We start from the raw sequence: 26,006 nt of genomic DNA, 5'->3' as shown, positions 1-26,006 counted from the left end.
GAAACTATCTGCCAAATTTCAACCGCCTGCTGGCCTCCTCCAGGCACGCCTTCCTGTCGGCCTTGAAGTCGCCCGCGATCCACCAGGCCTCGATCTCCTTCAGGAGCTCGCCGACATGCCGCCCGGCCTTCATGCCGAGCGACAGGAGATCGCGGCCCTGGAGCGGGAAGGAGGGCGGCGGCGTCTCGCTCACCAGGAAGAGCGCGCACCATCGCGCATCGTCGGGCTCGACCCCGGCCGCGGCCCAGCCCAGCAGCACGCGATCGCGATAGGTCTCCCAGCCCAGCCGATAAAGTGCCACCCGCCGCGCCCTGGCGTCGAGCGCCGGCGAGAGCGTCCCGCCCTCCTGCATCCTCGTCTCGCGCGCTGCGACCAGGCGGTCACGATCCGCGTTCGAGAGCCTCAATCGCCAGGCAAGCCCGCGCGCGATCTCGGGGCCGCCGTCGATGAGGGCCGCGAGGCGCAGGATCGCATCGGGCTCGTGGCCGAGGCCGTTCTCGATCTTCACCAGGGCCGCGAGCTGCGCCACGCTGTGCGCCTCCGGCAGCCAATGCTCCAGCACCTGCTGGTTCTGCGTCAACGCCACGACCGGTGCCGGATCCGGTGCTGCCAGCAGCTTCATCGTCTCGGCCTGGATCCGCTCGCCGGACAGGTCCGAGAGCTTCGGCGCCATCCGGCGGCAGGCCTCGAGCGCCGTCGCGTCAGGCGGCGGCTTGCCGTAATGGGCATAGAAGCGGAAGAAGCGCAGCAGGCGCAGCACATCCTCCTCGATGCGCGTCAAGGCGTCGCCGACGAAGCGTACATGGCCGGCCCGGAGATCGTCGAAGCCGCCGAAATAGTCGTGCAGCGTTCCGTCGGGCGAGAGCGACATGGCATTGAAGGTGAGATCGCGCCGCGCGGCGTCTTCGCGCCAGTCGTCGGTGAACTCGACCTTGGCGTGGCGCCCATAAGTCTCGACATCGCGCCGTAGCGTCGTCACCTCGAAAGGCTGCTTCTCGGCGACCGCCGTGACGGTGCCGTGCGCGATGCCGGTCGGCACCGCCTTGAGGCCGGCGCGCGCCAAGAGCGCCATCACCGTTTCGGGAGGATCGGGCGTGGCCAGGTCGATATCCTTGATGGCGCGGCCCAGCACCGTATCGCGCACGCAGCCGCCGACGAAGCGCACCTCGGCCCCGTCGGCACGCAAGGCCGCGATTACGGCCTCAGTGTGGGCGTTCGTCATCCAGGGCTGCAGCGGAAGGCGGCGGGTGGTCATTGGATTCGGCGTCCCCTCAGTCCTTGAATCACTATCCCCTCCCCCCTCGAGGGGGAGCGACTGTGTTGCCAGTCAAGCGGTTTGCCAGGGTTTGTTGTCGCGAACCATGGCATTGAGGGTGACGAGCAGCTTTCGCATGCAGGCGGTGATGGCGACCTTGGCCGGCTTGCCGGCCGCCCGCAGGCGAGCATGGAAGGCCTTGATCGCGGGATTGTGGCGAATGGCGGCCAGGGCGGCCATGTAGAGCGTTGCCCGCAAGGCGGCGCGCCCGCCCCAGATGGTGCGCTGGCCGCGCAGGGTGCCGCTGTCGCGATTGAAGGGTGCCAAGCCGACCAAGGCAGCGATCTGACGCCGGGTGAGGCGGCCCAGTTCGGGCAGCTCGGCCAGCAGGGTGCGAGACGCGACATCACCGATCCCTGGGACGCTTTTCAGCAATTCTTCCTTGGCTCGGAAGATCGGGCTGGAGCGCACGGCATTGTCGAGATCCTCGTCGATCCGGTTCAAGGCCTTGCCCAGCCATTCGAGATGAGCATCGAGATCGGCCTTGAGATCGGGCCGGGTCACCTGATGGCGCCGGTTCTTCTCCGCGGTCATCATCTCGACGATCTGGCGCCGGCGGACGATCAAGCCGTTGAGCCGGTCGGTCTCGGCATCGGGCAGAGGCCGGGGTTCCGGCTGGACCGCCTCGGCAAACCGGGCGATCGCCTCGGCGTCGAGCGCGTCAGTCTTGGCCAGGCGGCCCGTGGCGCGGGCAAAGTCACGGACTTGACGCGGGTTGACCACCGCCACCGGCAGCCCGGCCGCCGCCAGCACCGCCGCGGCCCGCAACTGCAGGCCTCCCGTCGCCTCCAGCACGACCAACTTTGGCGCCAGTGCCTTCAGCCGGGCAACCAAAGCCGCCAGACCTTCCTCGTCGCGCGCGACGCTAAAGGCCGCACCCGTCGGCCGGACGTGCACATCCAGCCGAGCCTTCGAAACATCGATCCCAACGAACATTCCCGGTCCCTTTCTGCGGCTCTTCGCCCGACCTTGCAGATACGGGCTCGCAGCGCGGCCCCGGCGACTGTTCGGGCTCGGAGAACCTGCAAGCGGAGCCCCCAGCTCTCCCACGGTCTTCAAAACCAGAGGGTTGACGGGCTTCCGCTTGCAACCGTGTCGATCATTCATGACCGGATACCCTTGTCTAGATACAAGGGTTGGGGAGGGGGCTGCTCGGCATCGCCCCATTCGCACCCCGACGAGATCGTAGACCGAGTCATCCCCCTCCCTGCCCTCCCCCTCGAGGGGGGAGGGGATTCAAGCGCGGCCCCACTGCCCTTGTGGGGAGGGGATAATAGCCTTGAGCGTCACTCCGAAAACCCGCCCTGCTTGATCTGCCCATCCTCGAGGCTGGGCGGTTCGTAATGGCTGCCGGGCGGCGCGCCGCCGAAGAAGGCGGAGGCCGCGAGCGTGACCGCCAGCAGCGCCACGCCGGCGCCGGCGAGCCAGGTCCAGGGCATGTCGCGCAGGCCCACCGTCGGCGACGCGCCTGCGGCCCGCGCCTGTCGGCGCGCGATCGCCACATAAACGAAGTAGATCGCCGTTGGCAGCAGCAGCGGAATCAGGATCTCGAGGAAGCGTCTCATGGCGCATCGGTCCGCGGCGCCAGGATCTCCGCGAGATTGACCAGCATCCCGGCCGTGGCGCCCCAGATGTAGCGATTCTCCCAAGGCACCGTCCAGAAATGCCGCTCGATCCCGTTATAGACGCGGCTTTCCATCCGGCGGTTGGCCGCGTCGAGCAGATAGGCGAGCGGCAGCTCGAAGGCGTCCGCCACCTCGAGCGGATTCAGATGCAGATGGAACAGGGGCTCGACCAGCCCCACCACCGGCGTCACCTCGTAGCCGGTGCGGGTCACATAGGTATCGAGCCGGCCGATCGGCTCGACCAGCCGGCGCGCGAGGCCGATCTCCTCCTCGGCCTCGCGCAAGGCCGCGGCGATCGCGTCCGCATCCTCGGGATCGACGCGCCCGCCGGGAAAGGCGACCTGACCCGCATGTTCCGCCAGCTGCTCGGTGCGCTGCGTCAGGAGAATGGTGAAGCCCTCCGGCCGCGTCACCAGCGGCACCAGCACGGCCGCGGCGGTCAGCGGCAGCTTCGGCATCATGTCGGGATTGAGATCGTGGTCGCCCCGCGTCTCGTCCGGCAGCTCGATCGCCACGGGCCCGCGCGGCGCGCGGCGCACGCCCGGGCGGCGCGCCATCAAGGCTTCGCGGATGCGGGCCGGGGTCACGCTTGGGCCTCGGTCCGTCCCAGAAGAAAGAATTGTCCGCCGCTCCATACGCCCAGCTGCTCTTCGCCATCCTGACGGCGGCTCTCGCCCAGCTCCACCAGCTCGTAAAAAACCGGTCGGGTCAGCCTTGCCTCGAGCCCGTCGCGTATCATGATATAAGGTGTGGGTTCGTCGGTATCAGGATGCTGGACCACGCGAATCGGATGGTCTTTGTCCGCCACCACCTCGTCGTCGAGGTTGGTGCGGAATCGGAGCCGCCGGCCCGGACCGGTGCCTTCCGCCGTGACCTCGACGGCGATGAACGGCACGTCCTCGACCTCGATCCGCCCGCGCTCGTAGGGCGTGACCAGCCAGTAATGCCCGTCGGATTCGCGCCGCAGCACGGTCGAGAACAGCTTGACCAGCGGTTTCCGGCCGATCGGCGAATTGAGATAGTACCAGGTGCCGTCGCGTCCGATGCGGATCGCAAATTCGCCGCATTGCTGCGGCCCAATCCCCTGGGACCGGTGTGGCAAATTCAGTAACGAAAGAGTGCCTTCCGAGGGCTTGCTGGCGGTCATAGGATGGCTTGGCCTGTTCGATCGACGCCCGTCCGATCCATGCCCTCGAACCCTTCAAGGAGCAGCCGACGGTGACTTCCTCTGACACAGTGATTTCCGCCGACCGGCTTGCCGCCGAGATCGGCCGCCTCGGCGACACGCTGCAGCAGGTGCGCCGCAGCATCGGCCGCGTCATTTTCGGCCAACAGGCGACGATCGATCAAACCCTAATTACGCTCCTGGCCGGCGGCCATGCGCTGCTGGTGGGCGTGCCGGGCCTGGCCAAGACCCGGCTGGTCATGACGCTGGGCGTCGTGCTGGGACTCGAGGACAAGCGCGTGCAATGCACGCCCGACCTGATGCCGGCCGATATCCTGGGCTCGGAGGTGCTGGAGGAGGCCGAGACCGGGCGGCGTTCCTTCCGCTTCATTCCCGGCCCCGTCTTCTGCCAGCTTCTCATGGCCGACGAGATCAACCGCGCCAGCCCCCGCACGCAATCGGCGCTGCTGCAGGCGATGCAGGAAGGCCGCGTGACGGTGGGCGGCCATCCCCATCCGCTGCCCCAGCCCTTCCATGTGCTGGCCACGCAGAACCCGATCGAGCAGGAAGGCACCTATCCCCTGCCCGAGGCGCAGCTCGACCGCTTCCTGATGCAGATCGACGTGACCTATCCGGAACAGGCGGCGGAGCGCCAGATGCTGCTCGCCACCACCGGCGCCGAGGAGGACAAGGCGGAGCCGGTCATGACGGCCGCGGACCTTCTCCTGGCGCAGCGCCTGGTACGCCGCGTGCCGGTGGGCGACAGCGTGGTCGAGGCGATCCTGACGCTGGTGCGCTCGGGCCGCCCGGACAGCAGCGAGATCGAGACCGTGCGCCAGCATGTCGCCTGGGGCCCGGGCCCGCGCGCGAGCCAGGCGCTGATGCTGGCCGCCCGCGCCCGCGCCCTGATGGAGGGCCGCTTCGCGCCGTCGGTCGAGGACGTTGTGGCGCTGGCGCCCGCGATCCTGCGCCATCGCATGGCGCTCAATTTCGCGGCGCGCGCCGAAGGCATCGGCCTCGACGAAGTGATCGACCGGCTGATCAAGCCCTTGCGCTGAGCCCGCGAGGCAGAGGAAGCAAGCATGGCGCTGGGCGCCAAAGGTCGCGGGGGCCAGGGATCGAGCCAGGCGGGCTTGCGCGAGCGCGCCGAGGCCATGGCGGCGACCCTGCCGCCGCTCCTGGTCCAGGCCGAGCGCATCGCCGCGACCGTGGAGCAGGGCGTGCATGGCCGACGCCGTGTCGGGCCGGGCGACACCTTCTGGCAGTTCCGCCGCTACCAGCCGGGCGATCCGGTCGGGCGCATCGACTGGCGCCAATCGGCCAAGGCCGATCCGGTGTTCGTGCGGGAAAGCGAATGGGCCGCCGCCCAGACGATCTATCTCTGGCGCGACGGCTCGGCCTCGATGCGCTGGCGCTCGGGCCGCGCCCTGCCCGAGAAGGTCGATCGCGCCGATCTCGTCACGCTGGCGCTGGCCGCGCTGCTGCTCGATGCCGGCGAGCGCGTGGCGCTCCTGGGCGAGCCCTCGCCGCCCTTGACCGGCCATCACGGGCTCGAGCGGCTCGCCATGATGCTGCAACGCCGCGCCGACGAGCAGAGCCTGCCGCCGGACCGTCCCTTGCCGCGCCATGCGGAGCTGGTGCTGATCGGCGATTTCCTGTCGCCGCTGGCGACGCTCGAGGCCCGCTTCCGCCGCCTCGCCGAGCATCAGCCGCACGGCCATATCCTGCAGCTTCTCGATCCCGCCGAGCAGTCCCTGCCCTTCACCGGCCGCATCCGCTTCGAGGGAACCGAGCAGGAAGGCGACGCGTTGATCGGCCGCGTCGAGGGCATCCGCCAGGCCTATGCCGAGCGGCTGCAGGCCCAGCTCGACGGCATGGCGGCGCTGGCGCGCATGCTGGGCTGGAGCTATGCGCTGAGCCTCACGGACCGGCCGCCCGAGACGGCGCTGCTGGCGCTCTACCGCCGGCTCGGTGAGCGCGCGGAGGTGAAGATCCGATGATGGGTCTCGCCGGCTTCAGCTTCGCCGTGCCCTGGGCCTTGCTGGGCCTGCTTGCGTTGCCGGTGCTGTGGTGGCTGCTGCGGCTGATGCCGCCGGCGCCGAAGCGGCAGATTTTCCCCGCGATCCGCCTGCTGTTCGGGCTGCGCCCGCCGGAGGAGACGCCCTATCGCACGCCCTGGTGGCTGCTGCTGCTGCGCCTCGTCATCGCGAGCCTGGTCATTCTCGCGCTCGCCCATCCGCTCGAGGATGCGCGCCAGCCTTTGCCGGGCGGCGGGCCGCTGCTCCTGGTCGTCGACAATGGCTGGGCGGCGGCCGCTCATTGGAACGAGCGGCAGGCGACGCTGACCGACCGGCTGCGCCAGGCCGAGCGCGAAGGCCGGATGGCAGCGCTGCTCGCGACGGCGCCCGGCGCCGATGGCGCCAAGCCGCAGATCCAGGGACCGATGCCGGCCGCCGAGGCGCGCCAGGCGCTGGGTCGGCTCGAGCCGCAGCCCTGGCCCACCGATCGCAAGGCGGCGCTCGCCGCACTCGGCGCCGCGCCTTTCAGCGAGGCCGCGGTCTATTGGGCGAGCGACGGCATCGCCGATCCCGACGGCGCCGACCAGCGGCTGGGCGAAAGGCTCGCGCAGCTCGGCAGCCTGACGGTGATCGCGGCCCCGCCCAGCGAGCGCGCGCTGCTGCAGCGCCCGCCGGAGAACGACAGCGAGGCGATGACGCTGCATATCCTGCGTCCCGCGGCCGGCCCGGGCCGGCCGTTCGAGATCCTGGCCACCGACCGGCAGGGCCAGCTCGTCGCGCGGCAGACCGCGAACTTCAAGGACGGCGACACCCAGGCTGATCCGGCGATCAAGCTGCCGGTCGAGCTGCGCAACCGGATAGCGACGCTGACGGTCGCGAACGAGGCCTCGGCCGGCGCGACCTTTCTGGTCGACGCGCAATGGCGCCGGCGCCCCGTGGGCCTCGTCGCCGGCGCCGACACGGGACGCGAGGAGACGCTGCTGAGCGAGCTCTACTATCTGCGCCGCGCGCTGGGGCCGGGCACGGAGCTGCGCGAAGGCACGATCCAGAGCCTGGTCCAGGGCGGCCTCTCGATGCTGGTGATGGTCGATATCGGCACGCTGACCGCCGAGGAGACGGCGGCGCTGAAAGGCTGGGTCGATAAAGGCGGTCTCCTGCTGCGCTTCGCAGGGCCGCGGCTCGCGGAGAATGCCGAGGATTCGCTGCTGCCGGTGCATCTGCGCAGCGGCGGGCGCACGCTGGGCGGCGCCCTTACCTGGGAGCAGCCCGCGCAGATCGCGCCCTTCGCGCCGACCTCGCCCTTCGCCGGCCTGCCCGTGCCGGACGACGTGCGCATCTTCCGCCAGGTGCTGGCGGAACCGGAGCTGTCCTTGGGCGAGAAAACCTGGGCGCGGCTGACCGACGGCACGCCGCTCGTCACCGCGGAGCGCTCGGGCCGCGGCTGGCTCGTGCTGGTCCACACCACCGCCAATGCCGACTGGTCGAATCTGGCGCTCTCGGGGCTCTTCGTCGAGATGCTGCAGAAGATCCTGGCCTTGAGCGAGGGAGTCGCCGGCGGCGAGGCCGAAGGCGCGCTGCCGCCCTACCGCACGCTCGACGGCTTCGGCCGGCTGGGCGCCCCGGCCGCGCTCGCGACCGCGGCCGGCCCCGAGGTCTTCGACAAGGGGCTGATCGGTCCCGACCATCCGCCGGGCTTCTACGGCAACGAGGCGACGCAGCGCGCGCTCAATCTCGGCACGAATGCGCTCGGCTGGCAGGCGATCCAGAGCTGGCCCAGCGGGGCCACGATCGAAGGCGCCACGGTCAGCGTCACGCGCGATTTCAAACCCTGGCTGCTCGCGGCGGCGCTGGCGCTGTTCTTCGTCGATCTGATGATCTCGCTGGCGCTGCGCGGCCTGCTGCCGGGCCGCGCGCCGGTCGCGGGCGCTCTTCTGCTGCTGGCGCTGGCGGGCGGCTTCGCGAGCGCCGCCCAGGCCAAGGACGATGACGACAGCGCGCTCAACGACACGCGCCAGACCCGCCTCGCCTATGTGCGCAGCGGCGACGACGAGATCGACAAGGCGAGCCAGGCCGGGCTGATGGGGCTGGCGCTGGTCCTGCGCCAGCGCACCGCCATCGATGTCGGCGAGCCGGTTGCGGTCGATCCGGCGCAGGACGAGCTGGCCTTCTTCCCGCTGATCTACTGGCCGATCTCGAACAACGGGATCGCGATGTCGGACCAGGCGCTGCGCCGGGTCAACGACTACCTCAAGAATGGCGGCCTCATCCTGTTCGACACCCGCGACGGCGGCGCCAGCGGCTTCGCCAGCTTCAACCGGGTCGCGCGCGGCATCGACATCACGCGGCTGATCCAGGTGCCGCAGGACCATGTGCTGACCAAGGCCTTCTACCTGCTGCAGCAGTTCCCCGGCCGCTGGGCCAGCGGCACGGTCTGGGTCGAGGAAGGCCAGGGCCGCGCCAATGACGGCGTTTCCTCGGTCGTGGTCGGCAGCAACGACTGGGCCGCCGCCTGGGCCGTCGACGAATCCGGCCAGCCGCTCTACGCGACCGTCCCCGGCGGCCAGCGCCAGCGCGAGTTCGCCTACCGCTTCGGCGTCAATCTCGTGATGTATGCGCTGACCGGCAACTACAAGTCCGACCAGGTCCATGTGCCCGCGATCCTGGAGAGGCTGGGGCAATGAGGATCCGATATCGAGCAGCGTCACCCCTCCCCCTACCCCCTCCCGCAAGGGGAGGGGGCGTGATTATTTCCTCGGCCCCTCCCTCAAGGGGCGTGGTTGTTTCCTCGGCCCCTCCCCTTGCGGGAGGGGCGGCGAGCGTAGCGAGCGGGGAGGAGGGCCGCAGACGCGATGCGCAGCCCCCTGATGCGAGGGCTTCCGCATGACCGTCGGCCATTGGAGCATCGCCTTTGCACCGCTGCTGCCCTGGTCGCTGATCGCGGGGGCGGCAGTGCTGGCGGCGCTGCTGATCGCGCTCTGCCTGTGGCGCCGCGCGCGCGGCACGAGCTGGCGGGTCCTGGCCTTCCTGGTCCTGCTGGGCGCGCTCGCCAATCCCTCGGCGGTCAAGGAAGAGCGCCGGATGATCGACGATGTCGCGGTGCTGGCGATCGACGAATCCTCGAGCGAGCAAGTGGCGCCGCGTCCGGACCAGATCGCAGCGGCGGCCCCCGAGATCGAGCGCCGGATGCGCGCGATCCCGGGGCTCGAGGTCCGGGTGGTGCGGGTCAAGCCGGCGCGCAGCGAAGCCGACAACGGCACCGAGCTGATCGGCGCCGTCAAGAACGCGGTCGCCGATCTCCCGCCCTCGCGGCTCGCGGGCGTGGTGCTGCTCTCGGACGGCGAGGTGCATGACCTGCCCGCCGATACCAAGGCGCTCGGCATCGCTGCGCCGCTGCATCTGCTGCTGACGGGCCGCGAGAACGAGGGCGACCGCCGCCTGACCGTGCCCAAGCTGCCGAGCTACGGCCTCGTCGGGCAGAAGGTCGAGTTCACCATCCGCGTCGACGATCTGCCGCAAGGCCCGCCCTCGGGCCGCGTGCGCGTCGATATCAGCCGCGACGGCGAGACGCTCGACCCCGTCTTCGTGCCGACCGGCCAGGACACCAATATCGCGGTCGAGCTGGAGCATGCGGGCGAGACCCTGTTCGAGCTCAAGGCCGAGGCGGGCCCGCAGGAGCTGACGCTCGCCAACAACAGCGCCTTCATCACCGTGAACGGCGTGCGCGACCGCTTGCGTGTGCTTCTCGTCTCCGGCGAGCCGCATCCGGGCGAGCGTACCTGGCGCAACCTGCTCAAATCCGATCCCGGCGTCGATCTGGTGCATTTCACCATTCTGCGCCCGCCCGAGAAGCAGGACGGCACGCCGATCAACGAGCTGTCGCTGATCGCCTTCCCGATCCGCGAATTGTTCGAAGTGAAATTGGACGAATTCGATCTCGTCATCTTCGACCGCTACCAGCGCCGCGGCGTGCTGCCGAGGTCCTATCTCGAGAACATCGCGCATTTCGTCGAGAACGGCGGGGCGCTGCTCGACGCCGCCGGCAGCTCCTATGCCGGCGCCTATAGCCTCTATGACTCGCCGCTGGGCCGCATCTTCCCGGCGGCGCCCACGGGCGAGGTGCTGGAGCAGGGCTTCAAGCCCATGATCAGCGACATCGGCCGGCGCCATCCGGTGACGGCGGGCCTGCCCGGCGGCGACAGCAACCCGCCGACCTGGGGCCGCTGGTTCCGCCAGGTGGCGGCCACCACGCAGCAAGGGGCCGCGGTGATGACGGGCATCCAGGGCGATCCGCTGCTGGTGCTTTCGCGCGTCGGCAAGGGCCGCGTGGCGCAGCTCCTCTCCGACGAGATCTGGCTCTGGTCGCGCGGCTTCGAGGGCGGCGGCCCTCAGGCCGAGCTGCTGCGCCGCGTGGCGCATTGGCTGATGAAGGAGCCCGAGCTCGAGGAGGAGGATCTCAAGGCCACGATCGTCGACGGCCACCTGACCGTGACGCGGCGCAGCCTGCAGGAGCAGCCGCCTTCCGTCAGCGTGACCCTGCCCTCGGGCGCCCAAATCGACCTGCCGATCGAGGACAAGAAGGACGGCCGCGCGGTCGGGCAGATGAATGTCGAGGAGAACGGCCTCTATCGCATTTCGGACGGCACGCGCCAGGCCTTCGCCGCGATGGGCGCGCTCAACTCGAAGGAGATGTCCGACCTGCGGGCACTCCCCGACCTGCTCAAGCCCTTCACCGAGGCGACCGGCGGCGGCATCTTCCGCCTCGACGAGCAGGGCGACAATGTCCCGCAGGTGCGCAGCGTCGAGCCCGACCGCACCGCCGCCGGCAGCGGCTGGCTGGGCCTGCGCCGCAACGGCGATTACATCGTCACCGGCGGCACCGAGCTGCCGCTGCTGCCCGTCTGGCTGCTGCTGTTGCTGGGCCTCGGCACCGCGCTCGCGGCCTGGCGGCGCGAGGGGCGGTAGCCGCTCCCCCGATCTCGGACTTCCGTCCTATACTGAAGCGTCCCTGGACCCTGAGGTGGGAGGTCGCGGATGCTCGATTCAATCTCGAAGCTGGTGCAGGTGCTGAGCGTCGTGGTCGGCGTCGTCGTCAGCATCTGGAGCTTCACCAACGCGCAGAAGAGCGAGGCCGAGGCCCGCGCCAAGGAGGCCGAGGCCCGCAAGCTGGAGCTGGCCAGGCCGTTCCTCGAGCTGCGCCAGAAATTCTACCTCGAGGCCGTCCATGCCGCCGCCGTGCTGGCCAATCCCGAGGTGCAGACCGACGAGGATCTCGACAAAGCGCGCAAGCGCTTCCGCGAGCTCTATGTCGCCGAGCTCAGCATGGTGGAATGTCCCACTGTCGAGGCCTCGATGGTGAAGCTCGCCCAGACGATCGACAAGGACCTGACCCGCCTGACGCCGGCACAGAGCGCCGCGCTCGATCTCGCCCACGCCCTGCGCGACACCTTCGTCGTGGCCTGGGAGGTCGAAGGCACCTGCGCGCCCTCGCCCTAGGCGGCTTCAGGCGACGGCATCCCAATCGACCGGCGGCACGAAGCGCTCGGCCAGGAAATCGGCGAAGGCGCGGACCTTGGGCGAGAGGTGGCGGCCCGGCGGATAGACCAGATAGAGCGCGTGGGCCGGCGGCTGCCAGTCGGGCAGGAGCCGCTTGACGCGGCCGGCGCGCAAGGCGGCCGCGACCGAGAAGATCGGCGAGTTGGCGATGCCGATGCCGCCTTCGGCCGCGGCCAGCATCGCCTGCCCGTTGTTGCAGCGGAAGCGGCCGTTGATCGGCACGGTGACGGTGCCGTCCGGCCCCTCGAAGCGCCATTCCCCGGGCGTGGTCGAGAGCGTGTAGAGGATGCAGTCATGAGCATTGAGCTCGCGCGGGTGGCGGGGCTCGCCGCGCCGCGCAAGATAGGCGGGGGCCGCGCAGAGCACGCGCTCGACCGGCGCCAGGCGGCGCACCACGAGCTGCGAATCCGGCAGGTCGGTGCGGATGCGCACGGCGAGATCGACGCCCTCCTCCACCAGATCGACGAAACGGTCGTTGAAGGAGAGATCGACCGAGAGCTCCGGATGGCGCGCCATGAACTCGGGCAGGAGCCGCGACAGATAGGGCACGCCGAAGGAAGCCGGCGCGGTCACCCGCAGCAGGCCGCGCGGCGCGGCCGTGAGCCGGCCCACCGCCTGGTCGGCCTCGGCCAGATCGTCCAGCACCCGCACGCAGCGATCGAAATAGGCACGGCCCGCCTCGGTCAGGCTCATGCGCCGCGTGGTGCGGTCGATGAGCCGGGCCCCCAAGTCGGCCTCGAGCCGCGCGATATGCTTGCTGACCGCGGCGTTCGAGAGGCCGAGCTCGCGGGCGGCGGCCGAGAAGCTCTGCCGGTCGGCCACCTTGCGGAAGACACGAAGGGTTTCGAGGCGATCCATCGACGACTACCCGTCTCGCGGCTCTATTTTTTACACTATAGAAAATATCCTTTCACAATTCACCGAATTCATCACAAATCGGACGAAGCGTAGCTTTCCCGTACGAGGCCGGCGGCGGTGCCCCCCGGACCGGGCACCCGGCGCCTTGCCCCCATTCGGCGCCGGGGCGCCCCGTCCCCCGCCGCCGGCTTTTTCGCCGTTCGCCGCCGGCCGGCGGTTCCCACCATCCAGCAGGGAGTGCATGAGATGACGAAGGTTCTGGTGCTCTATTACAGCGCCTACGGCCATATCGAGACGATGGCCGAGGCCGTTGCCGCCGGCGCCCGCGAGGTGAAAGGCGCCGAGGTCACCATCAAGCGGGTGCCGGAGCTGGTGCCCGAGGATCTCGCCCGCAAATCCGGGATGAAGCTCGACCAGAAGGCGCCGATCGCGACCGTCGACGAGCTCGCCAATTACGATGCCATCATCTTCGGCGTGCCGACCCGCTTCGGCAACATGGCGGCCCAGATGCGCAACTTCCTCGACCAGACCGGTGGCCATTGGATGAAGGGCGCCCTGATCGGCAAGGTCGGCAGCGTCTTCGCCTCGACCGCGACCCAGCATGGCGGCCAGGAGACGACGATCATCTCCACCCACACCACGCTGATCCATCAGGGCATGATCATCGTCGGCGTGCCCTATAGCTGCGACGCGCTGATGAACATGTCGGAGATCAGCGGCGGCACGCCTTACGGCGCGACCACGCTCTCCGGTACCGACGGCAGCCGCCAGCCCAGCGAGAACGAGCTCAAGATCGCCCGCTTCCAGGGCAAGCATGTGGCGGGCATCGCGGCGAAGCTGAAGGGATAACGACGTATGCAATCCCCTCCCCCGGAACGGGGGAGGGTAAGGGAGGGGGCTGCTCGGTCGGTGCAGCCCTCTCCCTGGCCCTCTCCCGCGAGCGGGAGAGGGGACAAGCTCTGCGTCCGTTACTGCGCCAGCGCGGGCTCGAGCTCGGTCGGTGCAGCCCTCTCCCCGGCCCTCTCCCGCGAGCGGGAGAGGGGACGAGTTCTGCGTCCGTTACTGCGCCAGCGCGGGCTCGAGCTCGGTGTGGTAGATGTCGAGCACGCGCTTGATCTCCGGATCGTCGCAGCCCTTCTGCTTCTTGAGATCGCGGATCTCGGTCTTGGCCTGCTCGATGAGCTCGAGCCGGCGGCCGGCGCTGATCTCGTCGCCGATCGAGGCCGAGATCGCCTGGGCCAGCTTCTCATGCGCGACGGTGAGCTGCTGCGCGTTGGGATCGCCGACGCCCTTCTGCTCCAGCCCCGCCCCTTCGCACATCACCGCCGCATAGATGCCGCGGTGATAATCGAGATACTCGGTCTCGACCGCGTCGTTCTCGTCGGCACGGATCTGGGCCGTCCCGATCAGGACCGAGGCGGCGAGCAGGGCCGCGTGAAGGGACAGACGGGACAAACGGGCGGCGAATAGCGTCATCGCGTGGGCTCCTCGGGATGGCGGCGGCGTTCCGGTTCCAGAATAGGGGGCGGGCCCGCTCCCGAACAACCCCGCCGCTCTTGCCGGACCGCCCCGCCCGGCGGTTCAGCCCATCGCCGGAACGGGCCCGGCACCGCTATGCTGGCCCGATCCCGACTGCCGTTCGCCCCCTCCTTCCTGCCGGAGCCCCGTCCATGAAGCGCAGCACCCGTTTCCGCCTGCTGGTCGAAGCCCCCGAGATCCTGCTGCTGCCAGGGGTCCATGACGCCCTCACCTTGAGGCTCGCCGAGCAGGCCGGCTTCGCGGCCGTCACCTGCGGCGGCTATGCCGCGACCGCGAGCCTCCTGGGCGCGCCCGACGTGGCGCAGCTCGGCATGAGCGAGATGGCGGAGATGTATGCCCGGCTCTGCGACCTGACCGAGCTGCCGGTCTTCGCCGACGCCGATACCGGCTATGGCGGCACCGCCAATGTGGGGCGCACCGTGCGCGCCTTCGAGCGCGCCGGCGTCGCCGGTCTCTTCATCGAGGACCAGGTGGCGCCCAAGCGCTGCGGCCATATGGGCGGCAAGCGGGTGGTGCCGGTGGCCGAGATGGTGGCGAAGATCAAGGCGGCGCTCGACGCGCGCAGCGACAGCGATCTGGTCCTGATGGCGCGCACCGACGCGCGCGCGGTCGAGGGGCTGGAGGCCGCGGTCGAGCGCGCGCAGATCTACCGCGAGGCCGGCGCCGACCTGCTGTTCGTCGAGGCGCCGCTGACGGTCGAGGAGATGAGCTATATCTGCGCCGAGGTGCCGGGCCCCTGCATGGCCAACAATGTCGAGGGCGGGCTGACGCCGATCCTGCCGGCGGCGGCGCTGGAGGAAGTCGGCTACGCGATGGTGGCCTATCCGGTGGCGGCGAGCTATGCGATCGCCGCCGCGGTGGCCGGCCTCTACGAGACGCTGGCCCGCGACGGCACCAGCGACGCCTGGCGCCCGAACATGGTCGATTTCGCCGTCTTCAACGAGCTGGTCGGCCTCTCGCGCCTGCGCGCGGAGGAAGCGGCCTACGAGGAGCAGGCGCGCGAGATCATCGAAGGGTTCTCGGCGGAGCGGGAGTGACGCCTTCATCGTCATCCCCGCGCAAGCGGGGATCCATTTTGATCCAGCACACCAAACTTAGAGTTGGATCCCCGCTTGCGCGGGGATGACGGGACGCGCGAAGCGCGCCCCCGTCACTCCCGGCTGAACGGCCCGCGCATGAAACGGAAATGGGCGAGCAGCATGTCGGTCTGGCCCTCCTCGCGGCCGAGCGGCAGCAGGAGGCGCTCCACGTCATAGGCGGTGCCATGCTCGCGGTTGAAGAAGATCTCGGTCGCGAGCATCGGCTCGCCGCTCGCGACCACCTGGCGATACTGCTCGGTCACGCTGGGATAGGCGCGGAAGAAGGCATATTCGTCGAAGAAGCGGCCGGTGCGGTCCTCGCCCGAGGCGCGGGCCACCCGCGTGCCGACGAGCCGGAAGCGGAAGCGCGCGCCGCCCTCGACCACATCGACCAGCATCAGGTTGGACAGCAACGGCACCAGCTCCGCCGGATCGATATCGGCGCGCGAGGGCATGGGCCGGGCGCCGCGCTTCGCCTGCCAGTAGTCCAGCAATGTCCGCTGGTCCTTGCCGCCGAGCCGCTGCCTGAACTCGACAAGGCGCGTGTCGGCGTCTCGTGCCAATTGTTCCATCCGGCCCCCGGGTGGCGCCCGCGATCTCCTTCGCAGGCTCCCGGATAGAGTTCGGAATTTGCCGGGGAAGCGGGCAAGGGGCATTTCCGTGGCAGGACCCCGCGCATGGTAAAGGCGCGCGGATTCCCGCGATTCTCCCGCGGCGGATTCTCACGCACCCAAGGCCGGGGTTCGATCGTCAGGGACGATGGGCGTTGATCGGGAGCGGGGTCAGCCGGCGCAGCCGCAGCGCGATCGCGAGCGACAGCGCGACGACGAGGCCGAGGAAGGCCGCGACCGCGGGCCACTGCCCGAACTCCCACATCAGGCCGGAGCCGGAGCCCATGGCGCTCGAGCCCATGTAGAAGAAGAACAGATAGAGCGCCGTGGCGAGGGCGCGGGCATTCTGCGCGCGCCGGCCGACCCAGCTGCTGACCACCGCATGCGCGCCGAAGAAACCGAAGGTCGCGGTGGCGATGCCGAGCATGACGACGACCAGGCTCGAGGCCAGCGTCAAGGCGAGGCCTGCGGCCATCAGGCAGATCATGACCCAGAGCACATGGCGCCGCCCGAAGCGATCGGCGAGGCGGCCCACCACCGTGGAGCCGATCATGCCGACGATATAGAGCGAGAAGACCGCGCCCAGCAGGCTCGGCCGCAGATCGAAGGGCGGTGCCGCCAGGCGGTAGCCCAGATAGTTATAGAGGCTGACGAAGCAGCCCATCATCAGGAAGCCGATCGCATACATCCAGGGCATGCCGGCATCGCTGAAATGCGTGCGCACGCCGTCGAGGAAATCCGCGAACGAGAGCCGCGAAGGCCGGAAGTGGCGCGAGGCCGGGAGGCTGCGCCAGAACTCGAGCGCGGCCAGCAGCCCCATCGCCCCCAGCACCAGCATCGCCGTGCGCCAGGAGGTCCAGTCGGCGATGGCGGCGACCATCAGCCGGCCGCAGAGGCCGCCCAGACCGTTGCCGGCGATATAGAGTCCCATGGAGCGGCCCAGCGAATGCGGGTCGATCTCCTCGGAGAGATAGGCCATCGCGACCGCCGGCAGCCCCGCCAGCACGATGCCCAGCAGCACGCGCAGGATGAGGAGCTGCATGAAGCTGCCGGCGAAGCCGCAGGCAAGCGTGAGCAGGGCCGCGGCGAAGAGCGCCGCATTCATGAGCGGCTTGCGGCCGATCCGGTCGGCGAGCTGGCTCGCCGGAATCAGCATCAGCGCGAGCGCGCCGGTCGCGGCCGAGACCACGCCGCTGGCGGCGGCCGGCGAGAGCGCGAACTCGTCGGAGAACATCGGCATCAGCGGCTGCAGGCCGTAGAGCATGGCGAAGGTGGCGAAGCCGCCGAAGAACATGGCGCGCGAGGTCGCCCAGAAGGCCGGCGTGCCATGGGCGATCCGGGGCACCGGGGCCGCGGCGGCCGGCGCGCTCGCCGCGACCGCCCCCTCGGGCGGCTGCAAGGGCAGCGCCGGGCTCGGCAGGCTCGAGGTGATGTCGGAGGGCATGGCCGCGCTCTGGAATCCGGTCGGGGCGCCTCATGGCGGGCGACCCCACGCTGCCGAATCTGGCGTTTCTCTTATATTCTGTCCAATATATAATTTATGCGTAACTAATATCTTCGAGGTATCAATGGAGCTGCGCCATCTGCGCTATTTCCTGGCCGTCGCCGAGGAGCTGAGCTTCACCCGGGCCGCGCGCCGGCTCCATATCGGCCAGCCGCCCTTGAGCCTGCAGATCAAGGCGCTCGAGGCCGAGCTGGGGTTGGCGCTCTTCGAGCGGACCAAGCGGCGCGTCGCCCTCACGCCCGCGGGCCAGCGCTTTCTCGTCAGCGCGAGGTCGATCCTGGCCGAGGCGGAGCGCGCCGCCGAGGAGGCGCGCCGGGCCGCGCGCGGCGAGATCGGCGAGCTGCGCATCGGCTTCACCTCCTCGCTGCCCTTCACCAGCCTGATGCCCGAGGTGATCCGCGCCTATCGCGGCAGCCAGCCCCGCGTGACCCTGACCCTGGTCGAGATGTTCACGGCGGACCAGATCGAGGCGCTCCTGGCGGGACGGCTCGAGATCGGCTTCCTGCGCCACACCGGCGAGGACGCGCCGCCCGAGCTGATCGTCCGCCCGATCCGGCGCGATCCCCTGCGGCTCGCGATCCATGCGCGCCATCGCCTCGCCCGCGCGCGGTCGGTCGAGTTCTCCGAGCTGCGCGAGGAGAGCTTCATCACCTACCCGGCGAGCGCCGGCACCGGCCTGCGCCTGCCCCTGCGCCAACTGGCGCTCGCAGCCGGCTTCGAGCCGAAGGTGGTGCAGGAGGCGAGCGAGGCCGCGACGCAGATCGGGCTGGTGGCGGCCGGCCTCGGCGTCACCGTCATCCCCTCGCCGCTCGAATGCATCCGCGTGCCGGGCGTGCGCTACCTGGAGATCCGCGACGCGGCCGCCCAGGTGAGCCTCGCCGTCGCCCTCAGGCGCGACGGGGCCTCGCCGCTGCTGGCCGGTTTCCTCGCCATGCTCGACAGCAAGATCGCCGCGACCTGAGGCGGGAGGCCGGCCGTCTTCCGCAGGCGAGCCTGGCGCATACCCTGTCATTCGGCAGCTGCCGGCATCAGTGATGAACCGGTCCCGCGCCAGCCGGCGAAGCAAATCTTCTCGACGCCGAAATTTAATCTCCTTTGACCGCTTCCGCGCCGCCCCTTTTGAATGCGCGGAGATTCACCCCATGATCGAGCGGTCCCTTCCGGGATTCTCCGCGCCATGCGCCCGGTCTGGATCGGTTCTGCACGAGCCTGCGCAACAACCTGCCGCAAGAGTGAAGCCGGAAAATTCTCGATGACGTTCGCGCACGGCACTCTGGCGGAGATCCGCAACATCGCCTTCGGCACGCACTACCGGATCGCCGGCAGCGGGCGGCCGGTGCTGCTGATCCACGACCGGGGCCGCGACCTCGCCATGTGGGAGCCGCTCCTGGCCCCGCTCGCGGCCGGCTTCCGGATCGTCCGCTACGATCTTCTCGGACACGGGCTGAGCGCCAAGCCGGCCGGCGAGCTCGGCTGGCGCGATTGGGAGGCGCAGCTGCGCCTCCTGATCGACTATCTCAAGATTCCGGACGCGGTGGCGGCGGGCATCGGGCTCGGCGCCGAGCTGGCCCAGGCGGTGACGGCCGACCGCGCCGCGCTCGACCGCGCCTTCTCGGAACACGTCAACCGATTCATCGCGGAGCCGCAGGTCGACATGATCGCTTCACTCTACTTCCAAGCTTCGACCGAGCTTGCGCTACACCCACCGCCTTACCTCGAGCAAGCCCCCTCCCCCTGCGGGAGCTTCGACCGAGCTTGCGCTACACCCACCGCCTTACCTTGAGCAAGCCCCCTCCCCCTGCGGGAGGGGGTAGGGGGAGGGGTGAGCTACAAGCGCGATTCATCCGCACGTACTGCCTACACTCACAAGATCTCTTTCCCGAACCAGCGATAGACCCCGACATCGACGGGCCGGAACGGGTCCGTGTCGAGATCGATGCGGGTGAAAGGCTCGAGCGCCACATAGTCGGTCAGGCTCCAGACCGCCATGGCGCCGGGATCGGGCCCCAGCCTTCCGATCCGGCGCAGCACGAAGTTGAGCGCCGCCGCCGGATGCGTCTTGGCGCGGGCGCGGAAATGGCTCGCGATCTGGTCGTCCGTGACGGCGGCCTTGGTGGCGAAATACTCGATATAGAACAGCGCCTCGCGGTCGGCCTTGGGGCCGGTCAGGAGCTCGTCGTAGCAGCCGGCCTTCTGCAGATGGATGGCGCGGTGGGTGGCGAGCTCGTGCGTGTCGCGGATGCCGGCGTCGGAATGGAAATGCGTTTCCCATTCGTCCATGCGCTTCATGCCGTCGCATTTCCAGAAGGCGAGGTAGCTCGGCATCGGCCCGATGCGCATGGTGCGGCCGAAGGAGCCGACCAGCTCGTCCTCCGGCGCCGTCCAGGCCGCCTGGTTGCCGAGATAACGGAAGATCTCGAGCGGCATGAAGCGGTCACGCTCGACATATTCGATATAGATCATGGGCGGTCCCCTTCCTCGTCGGCGGAAAGCGTCTTGAACGGCGTCCTTGTCCTTATCTCTCAGGCCGGGCCGGCGCCGTGGTCGCGCGCAGCACCAGCTCGTTCGGCAGGATGATCTCGCGCCGGCGGTTGGCCTCGCGCCCGCCGACCAGCTCCAGCAGCAGCTCGGCCGCACTGGCGCCGAGCTGCCAGGATTGCGGCCGGACCGTCGTCAGCTCGATCCAGGGCAGCGCCGAGACGAAGATATCGTCGAAGCCGATGACCGACATCTCGGACGGCACCGCGAGTCCGCGTTCCTTGAAGAGCGCCATGGCGCCGAAGGCCATGAAGTCGTTGGCCGAGACGATCGCGGTCGGGGGGCGGCGCAGCGCCAGGAAGCGCGCGGCCGCCGCATGGCCGGATTCGATCGTGTAGTCGCCCTGCATCACCAATGCCGGATCGTAGGCGATGGCTTCGCGCTCGAGCGCCTGGCGATAGCCCTGATGACGTTCCTCGGCGGCACTGGAATCGGCGCGGCCCTTGATGAAGGCGATGCGCCGGTGGCCGAGCGCCAGGAGGTGATCCATCGCCATGCCGACGCCGCCCTCGTTATCCATGCCGACATAGGGCGTGCGGGCGCTGACATGGCGGCGGTTCAGCATGACGAAGGGCACGCCCTCGGCCTGGAGCTCCAGCACGTCGTCGCTGTCGGCGGCGGTCGAGGCGAGGATCAGCCCGTCCAGCCGCTTGTCGAGGAGATGGCGCAGATAGGCCGCCTCCTTCTCCTTGTTGTAGTCGGTGTTGCAGAGCACGAGGTTGTATTGCCGGCGCCAGAGCACATCCTCGACCCCGCGCACCACGGCCGGAAAGAACGGGTTCGAGACATCGGCCACCAGCAGCCCCACCGACCAGGTCTGCTGCAGGCGGAGCGATCGGGCGAGCGAAGAGGCGCGATAGCCCAGGCTCTGTGCCGCCTGCAGCACCCGCCCGCGGGTTTCCTCGCTGACATAGCCCTTGCCGGTCAAGGCGTTGGATACGGTCGAGGGGGCGACGCCCGACGCCTCCGCCACCTGCTTGATGGTGATCTTGCTGCGAACGGCATTTGACATGGCCGTGGGTTAGCATACAAAATCGATTTCCGAAATCGATTTTGCATCGATTTTAAGGACGAAATGGCCGCCGCCAAAGGCAGGCCGACAAAAAAGCCAAGACACCATGGGAGGATTGGAATGCAGAAGCTGTTTGCGGAGGGCGTGCCGATGCCCGGCGTCATCGGCCGGCGCGGCCTGTTGCGCTGGATGGGCGCCGGCGGGCTGGCGCTGGTCAGCCTGCCGATCCTGAGCCGGGGAGCGCTCGCCGACGACGACCTCCTGGTCTTCGACTGGTCGGGCTACGAGATCCCCGAGCTGCATCAGGCCTACATCAAGAAATACGGCAAGTCGCCGACCATCACCATCTTCGGCGATGACGAAGAGGCCTATGTCAAGATCAAGAGCGGCTTCAAGACCGACCTGGTGCATCCGACCAGCTACGCAATCGGGCGCTATCGCGACCAGGGCCTGCTGAAGCCGATCGACACCACGCGGCTCAGCAACTGGCCCGACGTGATGCCGAAGCTGGCGAGCCGTCCCGGCATGAACACCGACGGCCACCAATGGATCGCGCCCTGCGGCTGGGGCTACAACTCGGTCCTCTACCGCACCGATCTCTGCCAGCCGAAGGAGCAGTCCTGGCTGCTGCTCTGGGACGAGCGCTACAAGGGCAAGATCGCGCTCGCCGTCGAGATGGATGGCAGCGTGATCCCGGCCGCGATGTCCTTGGGCATCAAGGATCCCTTCAACTTGAGCGATGCGGAGATCGCGCAGGTGAAGGACCATCTGCGCAAGCAGCGCGAGCTCAACCGCTTCTACTGGACCGACCCGGCCGAGCTCGAGCAGGCGATGGCGGCGGGCGAGGTGGTCGCGGCCTATGCCTGGGGCGCCTCCTTCTCGGCGCTCAAGAAGCAGGGCGTGCCCGTGGCCTATATGAAGCCCAAGGAAGGCGTCATCGGCTGGATCGACGGCTTCATCATGATGAAGGACGGTCCGGGCAAGGAGCAGAACGCCTACGACTATGTCGATGCCTGGCTCTCGCCCGAGACCGGCAAATACATGCTGGAGCAGTACGGCTATGCGCATTCGAACCGCAAGGCCTTCGACCTGGTCTCGCCGGACCGGCTCAAGGAGATCGGCATCGAATCCAAGGACGATATCCTCTCGCAGGGCGTCTTCCTCCAGGAGCAGAAGGCCGAGACCCGCGAGAAATACGTGAAGATGTACGAGGACGTGAAGGCAGGCCAGTAGAAGCCCCAACTTGAGCTGGCCGCTGCGGTGGCCGGGCCTGCTTCACCCGCAGACCCGGTCACTCGCTGTCTCTGGGAACCGACGACAAACGAAGCAACGGAACTCCGCATGGTGGATCGCTATCTGAGCGGCCGGGCCGCGATGGTCACGGGCGGTGCCTCGGGACAGGGCCGCGCCATCGCGCTGGCGCTGGCCGCGCGCGGCGCCGATGTGGCGATCGGTTCCTATCTCGCGAGCCACGGCGCCGTGCCCAAAGGCCAGGACAGCTATTTCCCGGCCGAGCAGGAGCTCAAGGCCGCCTGCCGGGAGATCGAGGCCCAGGGCGTGCGCGCGATCGGGCTCGATCTCGATGTGCGCGCCAACGCATCCTGCGACGCCTTCGTGGCCGCGACCGAGAAGGCCTTCGGCAAGATCGACATCCTGATCAATTCCGCCGGCATCGCCGCCGAGCAGCCGATGGTGGGCCATCCCGACGAGACCTGGCTCAACATCATCGACACCAACCTCACCGGCTATTACCGCACCATCAAGCGCTGCCTGCCGGGCATGATCGACCGCAAATGGGGCCGCATCGTCAACATCGCCTCGACCGCGGCCAATGTCGGCGCCAAGGACAACGCCGCTTATTGCGCCTCCAAGGCCGGCATCCTCGGCCTCACGCGCTGCGTGGCGCTCGAGGGCGCGCCGCACGGGGTCACCTGCAACGCGATCAATCCCGGCTTCGTCAACACCCGGATGCTGCGCTCCACGCTGCGCACCATGAAGGCGCGCGACAACGACCCGCGCAGCGAGGAGCAGATGATCGCCGACATCGCCGCCACCTACCCGCAGAAGCGGATCATCGAGCCCGAGGAGATCGGCAATCTCGCGGCCTTCCTCTGCCATGACGACGCCCTTGGCATCGCCGCCGAGGACATCACCATCGCCGCCGGCTCGCTCTGGTAGCGACGCCGGCATCCCCACGCGCTCATCGCTGGAATTGAACGAAGACCAATCTCGATGTCAGACCGCAAGTCCCGTCCCTCCAACCTTTCCGCGGCCCAGGCCTTCGCCGGCGCGCTCCAGCGCCATGGCGTCGAGATCGTGTTCGGCCAGAGCATCCCCAGCGCCCTCTTCCTCGCCACCCCCGATTTCGGCATCCGGCAGGTCACCTACCGCACCGAGAATGCCGGCGCCGTGATGGCCGACGCCTATGCGCGCATCTCGCGCAAGGTGGGCGTCGTCACCGCACAGAACGGGCCGGCCGCGACGCTGCTGGTGCCGGGGCTGGCGGAATCGCTGACCGCGTCGATCCCGGTCGTGGCGCTGGTGCAGGATGTCGACCGCCGCGCCACCGACAAGAACGCCTTCCAGGAGCTGAACCAGATCGACCTCTTCAAGGGCGTGTCGAAATGGATGCGCCGCATCGGCACCGCCGAGCGCATCGACGATTATGTCGACATGGCCTTCACCGCGGCGACCACGGGCCGCCCCGGCCCCGCCGTGCTGCTGGTGCCCTACGACCTGATCAACGAGACCTCGGTCGCGGCCTCGTCGCGCGCGGAGCGGCTCGGCCATTATCCGATCGACCGGACCTTGGCCGACCCGGCGCAGATCGAGCGCGCGGCCGATCTTCTGGCCCGGGCCGAGCGCCCGCTGGTCTATGCCGGCGGCGGCGTGCACAGCTCGGGCGCGCAGGAGGCGCTGGCGGCGCTCCAGGAGACGGCGTATCTCCCCGTCGCCACCACCTCCATGGGCAAGGGCACGGTCGCCGAGACGCATCCCTTGAGCCTCGGCGTGATCGGCTACTTCATGGGGCCGCGCGGCGTGGCGCGCTATCAGCGCCCCTTGATCGACGAGGCCGACGTGATCCTCCTGGTCGGCAACCGCACCAACCAGAACGGCACCGATTCCTGGAAGCTCCTGCCGAAGACGGCGCAGATCATCCATCTCGACATCGACGGGCAGGAGGTCGGGCGCAATTACGAGGCGCTGCGGCTGGTGGGCGATGCCAAGCTGACGCTGGAGGCGCTGACGGCCGCGTTGCGCAAACGCGATCTGGCCAGGCGCCAATCGGCGCGCGCGGCGCTCGAGGCGCGCATCGCCGACGCCAAGCGACGTCACGAGGAGGAGGCGCGGCCAATGATCGCGTCCGACGCCTCGCCGATCCGGCCCGAGCGGGTCATGGCCGAGCTCGACCGCATCCTGACGCCCGACCATATCGTCGTCTCCGACGCGAGCTATGCCTCGATCTGGTCCTCGAACTTCCTCCACAGCCGCAAGCCCGGTCAGCGTTTTCTGACGCCGCGCGGCATGGCGGGGCTGGGCTGGGGGCTGCCGATGGCGATCGGTGCGAAGCTGGCGCGGCCCGAGGCGCCGGTCTTCTGCCTCGCGGGCGATGGCGGCTTCGCCCATGTCTGGTCCGAGCTCGAGACCGCGCGGCGCAACCGGCTGCCGCTGGTGCTGGCGGTGCTCAACAACCAGATCCTGGGCTATCAGAAGGATGCCGAGGACGTGATCTTCGGCAACCACACCACCGCCGTCTTCTTCGAGCCGGTCGACCACGCCATGATCGCGCGCGCCTGCGGCTGCCGCGGCCTCCGCATCGAGCGCGCGCAGGATATCGGCCCGGCGATCCAGGAGGGCTTCGCCTCGAACGAGGTGACGGTGCTCGACATCGTGACGGACCCGGCCGCGCGGCCGCCGATCACGTCCTTCGAGGGGCATTTCGAGTAAGCCGACGCCGGCTCCCGTCGCCGCCGGCCCCGCCGGCGATCACGTCAGTCGGGCGTCCCAGCTGCCGGCCTCCACCAGCTGGCGCATCGTGAGCTTGAGCTGGTCCAGGATCGTCCGCACGGCCGGCGACCGCACCGAGCCGGCCAGGCTGATGATGTTCAAGCGGCGCGACAGCGAGGGTTCCACGATCCGCGCCGCGAACAGCTCCTTGTGCCGCCGCTCCTCCCAGACGGCACAGGGCGTCAGGATCGAATAGACCTTTCCGCGACGGATCATCCGTTTCACCTCGAGCGTGGAATTCGATTCGTCGACCACCTGAAGCTCGACTCCCGCCTGCTGCGCCGCCCGGTCGATCATCTGCCGCAACGGGAAGATGCGCGAGGGCAGCACCAGCGGATATTTCGCCAGGGCCGCGAACGGAACCGGCGATCCTGTCCGCCGCTGCCCGAACTTGCCGACGAGGCGCAGCTCCTCGACCAGGACGGTCTCCGAGCGCAACTCGGGCTGCTTCTCCACGTCATACATCACGGCGAGATCGAGATGCCGGTCCCGGACCCAGTTCAGCCACTCGCTGCCGCTGCCCACCATGCTCTCGACGATACTGAGCGAGATCGACGGCAAGTCGCGCTCCACGGTCCTGAGCAGGGGGACGGTCAGGATCATGCTGGCGGAGGAAGTCAGCGCCACGGAAACCGGCTCGCGGACGCCTTTGGCATCCTGGCGGATGCGGGCCGTCGCCTGCTCCGCGGCCTCGAGGATCTGGCGGCCGTCGCCGAGAAGCTGCCGGCCGCTGTCGGTCAGCAGCAGCCCGCGCGCGGTGCGGCGAAACAGCGGGACGCCGAGCTCGCGCTCGAGATTGTGGATCTGGCGGCTCAGGGCCGGCTGCGCCACATGCAGCAGGCGCGCGGCCGAGCTGAAGCTGCCGACCTCGGCGATGGTCACGAAGTATCGCAGGGCGCGAAATTCCATGACCAAACCCTAGCCATGCCGATGTGATATGGGAAGGCCTTCTAAATGATATTGGACCACCCCCGGACCCCTCTCTAGCGTGACCCGCATCGGTTATCGTGGGCGGCGATACGACATCAAGAGCCGCTAAAGCAGAGCTCAAGAAGATCTAAAGCCAATATTGCTTTAGCGGCGAAGGCGGAGGCGCTAGAGAGCCCTTCGCCGGTCGAGAAAGCCGGCCCCCGCCAATCCATTGCCTATCCCGGTACTCGGTCCCTTCACGAGCTCGATCG

The 26,006-nt window shown here is 68.9% G+C and carries 24 protein-coding genes; 12 read left to right on the top strand and 12 right to left on the bottom strand.

The window, feature by feature from the left end; all coding sequences use genetic code 11:
- Positions 1-4: 4 nt before the first annotated feature.
- The 5 genes from FRZ61_RS04605 to FRZ61_RS04585 all read right to left on the bottom strand — a co-directional run bounded on the left by FRZ61_RS04605 (position 5) and on the right by FRZ61_RS04585 (position 4,087).
- Positions 5-1,255: a CCA tRNA nucleotidyltransferase gene (locus FRZ61_RS04605; protein ID WP_151115233.1), complete on the bottom strand. Its 1,251-nt coding sequence runs from the start codon at positions 1,253-1,255 to the stop codon at positions 5-7.
- A 72-nt stretch (positions 1,256-1,327) separates the two neighbouring features.
- A complete protein-coding gene (locus FRZ61_RS04600) occupies positions 1,328-2,251 on the bottom strand; it encodes an IS110 family RNA-guided transposase (protein WP_151120677.1) in 924 nt (307 codons plus the stop codon).
- A 350-nt stretch (positions 2,252-2,601) separates the two neighbouring features.
- Positions 2,602-2,880, bottom strand: coding sequence for a DUF6111 family protein (locus tag FRZ61_RS04595; protein WP_151115231.1), 279 nt, complete (start codon positions 2,878-2,880; stop codon positions 2,602-2,604).
- On the bottom strand, positions 2,877-3,527 hold the full coding sequence (locus FRZ61_RS04590) for a CoA pyrophosphatase (RefSeq protein WP_225309112.1): 651 nt from the start codon (positions 3,525-3,527) through the stop codon (positions 2,877-2,879). The genes FRZ61_RS04595 and FRZ61_RS04590 overlap by 4 nt, the downstream gene beginning before the upstream one ends.
- Positions 3,524-4,087 (bottom strand): DUF1285 domain-containing protein, encoded by a 564-nt coding sequence (locus FRZ61_RS04585; protein WP_151115227.1) that lies wholly within the window; start codon positions 4,085-4,087, stop codon positions 3,524-3,526. Before FRZ61_RS04585 ends, FRZ61_RS04590 begins: the two co-directional genes overlap by 4 nt.
- 71 nt (positions 4,088-4,158) lie before the next feature.
- Between FRZ61_RS04585 and FRZ61_RS04580 the strand changes: the two genes are divergently transcribed.
- From FRZ61_RS04580 to FRZ61_RS04560, 5 genes are all read left to right on the top strand, one after another.
- On the top strand, positions 4,159-5,163 hold the full coding sequence (locus FRZ61_RS04580; protein WP_151115225.1) for an AAA family ATPase: 1,005 nt from the start codon (positions 4,159-4,161) through the stop codon (positions 5,161-5,163).
- Between the two features lie 24 nt (positions 5,164-5,187).
- Positions 5,188-6,105 carry a DUF58 domain-containing protein gene (locus FRZ61_RS04575; protein WP_151115223.1) on the top strand — a complete coding sequence of 306 codons (918 nt, stop codon included), beginning with the start codon at positions 5,188-5,190 and terminating at the stop codon, positions 6,103-6,105.
- Positions 6,102-8,804 (top strand): DUF4159 domain-containing protein, encoded by a 2,703-nt coding sequence (locus FRZ61_RS04570; protein ID WP_151115221.1) that lies wholly within the window; start codon positions 6,102-6,104, stop codon positions 8,802-8,804. The genes FRZ61_RS04575 and FRZ61_RS04570 overlap by 4 nt, the downstream gene beginning before the upstream one ends.
- Before the next feature lie 199 nt (positions 8,805-9,003).
- The gene (locus FRZ61_RS04565) at positions 9,004-11,085 is read left to right on the top strand and encodes a hypothetical protein (RefSeq protein WP_151115219.1); all 2,082 of its coding nucleotides are present in this window, start codon (positions 9,004-9,006) and stop codon (positions 11,083-11,085) included.
- 69 nt (positions 11,086-11,154) lie between these two features.
- Entirely contained in the window at positions 11,155-11,616 is a 462-nt protein-coding gene (locus tag FRZ61_RS04560) for a hypothetical protein (RefSeq protein WP_151115217.1), read from the top strand.
- 6 nt (positions 11,617-11,622) lie between these two features.
- On the opposite strand, the gene FRZ61_RS04555 is transcribed toward FRZ61_RS04560, so the two are convergent.
- Positions 11,623-12,534: a LysR family transcriptional regulator gene (locus FRZ61_RS04555; protein ID WP_151115215.1), complete on the bottom strand. Its 912-nt coding sequence runs from the start codon at positions 12,532-12,534 to the stop codon at positions 11,623-11,625.
- Between the two features lie 246 nt (positions 12,535-12,780).
- On the opposite strand from FRZ61_RS04555, the gene wrbA reads away from it, so the two are divergent.
- Entirely contained in the window at positions 12,781-13,383 is a 603-nt protein-coding gene (wrbA, locus tag FRZ61_RS04550) for an NAD(P)H:quinone oxidoreductase (RefSeq protein WP_151115213.1), read from the top strand.
- Positions 13,384-13,593: 210 nt separating this feature from the next.
- On the opposite strand, the gene FRZ61_RS04545 is transcribed toward wrbA, so the two are convergent.
- Positions 13,594-14,010 (bottom strand): hypothetical protein, encoded by a 417-nt coding sequence (locus FRZ61_RS04545; protein ID WP_151115211.1) that lies wholly within the window; start codon positions 14,008-14,010, stop codon positions 13,594-13,596.
- Between the two features lie 194 nt (positions 14,011-14,204).
- Here FRZ61_RS04545 and FRZ61_RS04540 point away from each other — a divergent pair, with 194 nt between their 5' ends.
- Positions 14,205-15,110, top strand: a complete 906-nt coding sequence (locus FRZ61_RS04540) for an isocitrate lyase/PEP mutase family protein (protein ID WP_151115209.1) — start codon at positions 14,205-14,207, stop codon at positions 15,108-15,110.
- A 113-nt stretch (positions 15,111-15,223) separates the two neighbouring features.
- Here the strand turns inward: FRZ61_RS04540 and FRZ61_RS04535 are convergent, their stop codons facing one another.
- The gene (locus FRZ61_RS04535; RefSeq protein WP_191909300.1) at positions 15,224-15,715 is read right to left on the bottom strand and encodes a PAS domain-containing protein; all 492 of its coding nucleotides are present in this window, start codon (positions 15,713-15,715) and stop codon (positions 15,224-15,226) included.
- Positions 15,716-15,902: 187 nt separating this feature from the next.
- Positions 15,903-17,207: an MFS transporter gene (locus tag FRZ61_RS04530; protein WP_151115205.1), complete on the bottom strand. Its 1,305-nt coding sequence runs from the start codon at positions 17,205-17,207 to the stop codon at positions 15,903-15,905.
- Positions 17,208-17,331: 124 nt separating this feature from the next.
- Here FRZ61_RS04530 and FRZ61_RS04525 point away from each other — a divergent pair, with 124 nt between their 5' ends.
- Both FRZ61_RS04525 and FRZ61_RS04520 read left to right on the top strand, forming a co-directional pair.
- Positions 17,332-18,228: a LysR family transcriptional regulator gene (locus tag FRZ61_RS04525; protein WP_151115203.1), complete on the top strand. Its 897-nt coding sequence runs from the start codon at positions 17,332-17,334 to the stop codon at positions 18,226-18,228.
- Between the two features lie 291 nt (positions 18,229-18,519).
- Positions 18,520-19,050, top strand: coding sequence for an alpha/beta fold hydrolase (locus FRZ61_RS04520; protein WP_191909299.1), 531 nt, complete (start codon positions 18,520-18,522; stop codon positions 19,048-19,050).
- Positions 19,051-19,130: 80 nt separating this feature from the next.
- Here FRZ61_RS04520 and FRZ61_RS04515 read toward each other — a convergent pair whose 3' ends face one another.
- The gene (locus FRZ61_RS04515; RefSeq protein WP_151115199.1) at positions 19,131-19,730 is read right to left on the bottom strand and encodes a hypothetical protein; all 600 of its coding nucleotides are present in this window, start codon (positions 19,728-19,730) and stop codon (positions 19,131-19,133) included.
- 52 nt (positions 19,731-19,782) lie between these two features.
- Positions 19,783-20,817: a LacI family DNA-binding transcriptional regulator gene (locus FRZ61_RS04510; RefSeq protein ID WP_151115197.1), complete on the bottom strand. Its 1,035-nt coding sequence runs from the start codon at positions 20,815-20,817 to the stop codon at positions 19,783-19,785.
- Positions 20,818-20,937: 120 nt separating this feature from the next.
- Between FRZ61_RS04510 and FRZ61_RS04505 the strand changes: the two genes are divergently transcribed.
- The 3 genes from FRZ61_RS04505 to FRZ61_RS04495 all read left to right on the top strand — a co-directional run bounded on the left by FRZ61_RS04505 (position 20,938) and on the right by FRZ61_RS04495 (position 24,765).
- The gene (locus tag FRZ61_RS04505) at positions 20,938-22,050 is read left to right on the top strand and encodes an ABC transporter substrate-binding protein (RefSeq protein WP_191909298.1); all 1,113 of its coding nucleotides are present in this window, start codon (positions 20,938-20,940) and stop codon (positions 22,048-22,050) included.
- Positions 22,051-22,158: 108 nt separating this feature from the next.
- The gene (locus tag FRZ61_RS04500) at positions 22,159-22,995 is read left to right on the top strand and encodes an SDR family NAD(P)-dependent oxidoreductase (RefSeq protein WP_151115193.1); all 837 of its coding nucleotides are present in this window, start codon (positions 22,159-22,161) and stop codon (positions 22,993-22,995) included.
- Between the two features lie 54 nt (positions 22,996-23,049).
- A complete protein-coding gene (locus tag FRZ61_RS04495; protein WP_151115192.1) occupies positions 23,050-24,765 on the top strand; it encodes an acetolactate synthase catalytic subunit in 1,716 nt (571 codons plus the stop codon).
- A gap of 39 nt (positions 24,766-24,804) precedes the next feature.
- On the opposite strand, the gene FRZ61_RS04490 is transcribed toward FRZ61_RS04495, so the two are convergent.
- Positions 24,805-25,734: a LysR family transcriptional regulator gene (locus FRZ61_RS04490; protein WP_151115190.1), complete on the bottom strand. Its 930-nt coding sequence runs from the start codon at positions 25,732-25,734 to the stop codon at positions 24,805-24,807.
- Between the last annotated feature and the right edge of the window lie 272 nt (positions 25,735-26,006).

This window comes from Hypericibacter adhaerens (genome assembly GCF_008728835.1).
Taxonomy (GTDB): domain Bacteria; phylum Pseudomonadota; class Alphaproteobacteria; order Dongiales; family Dongiaceae; genus Hypericibacter; species Hypericibacter adhaerens.
Note: the sequence above shows the minus strand (reverse complement) of the source record. Positions and strands in the feature narration are given on the sequence as shown.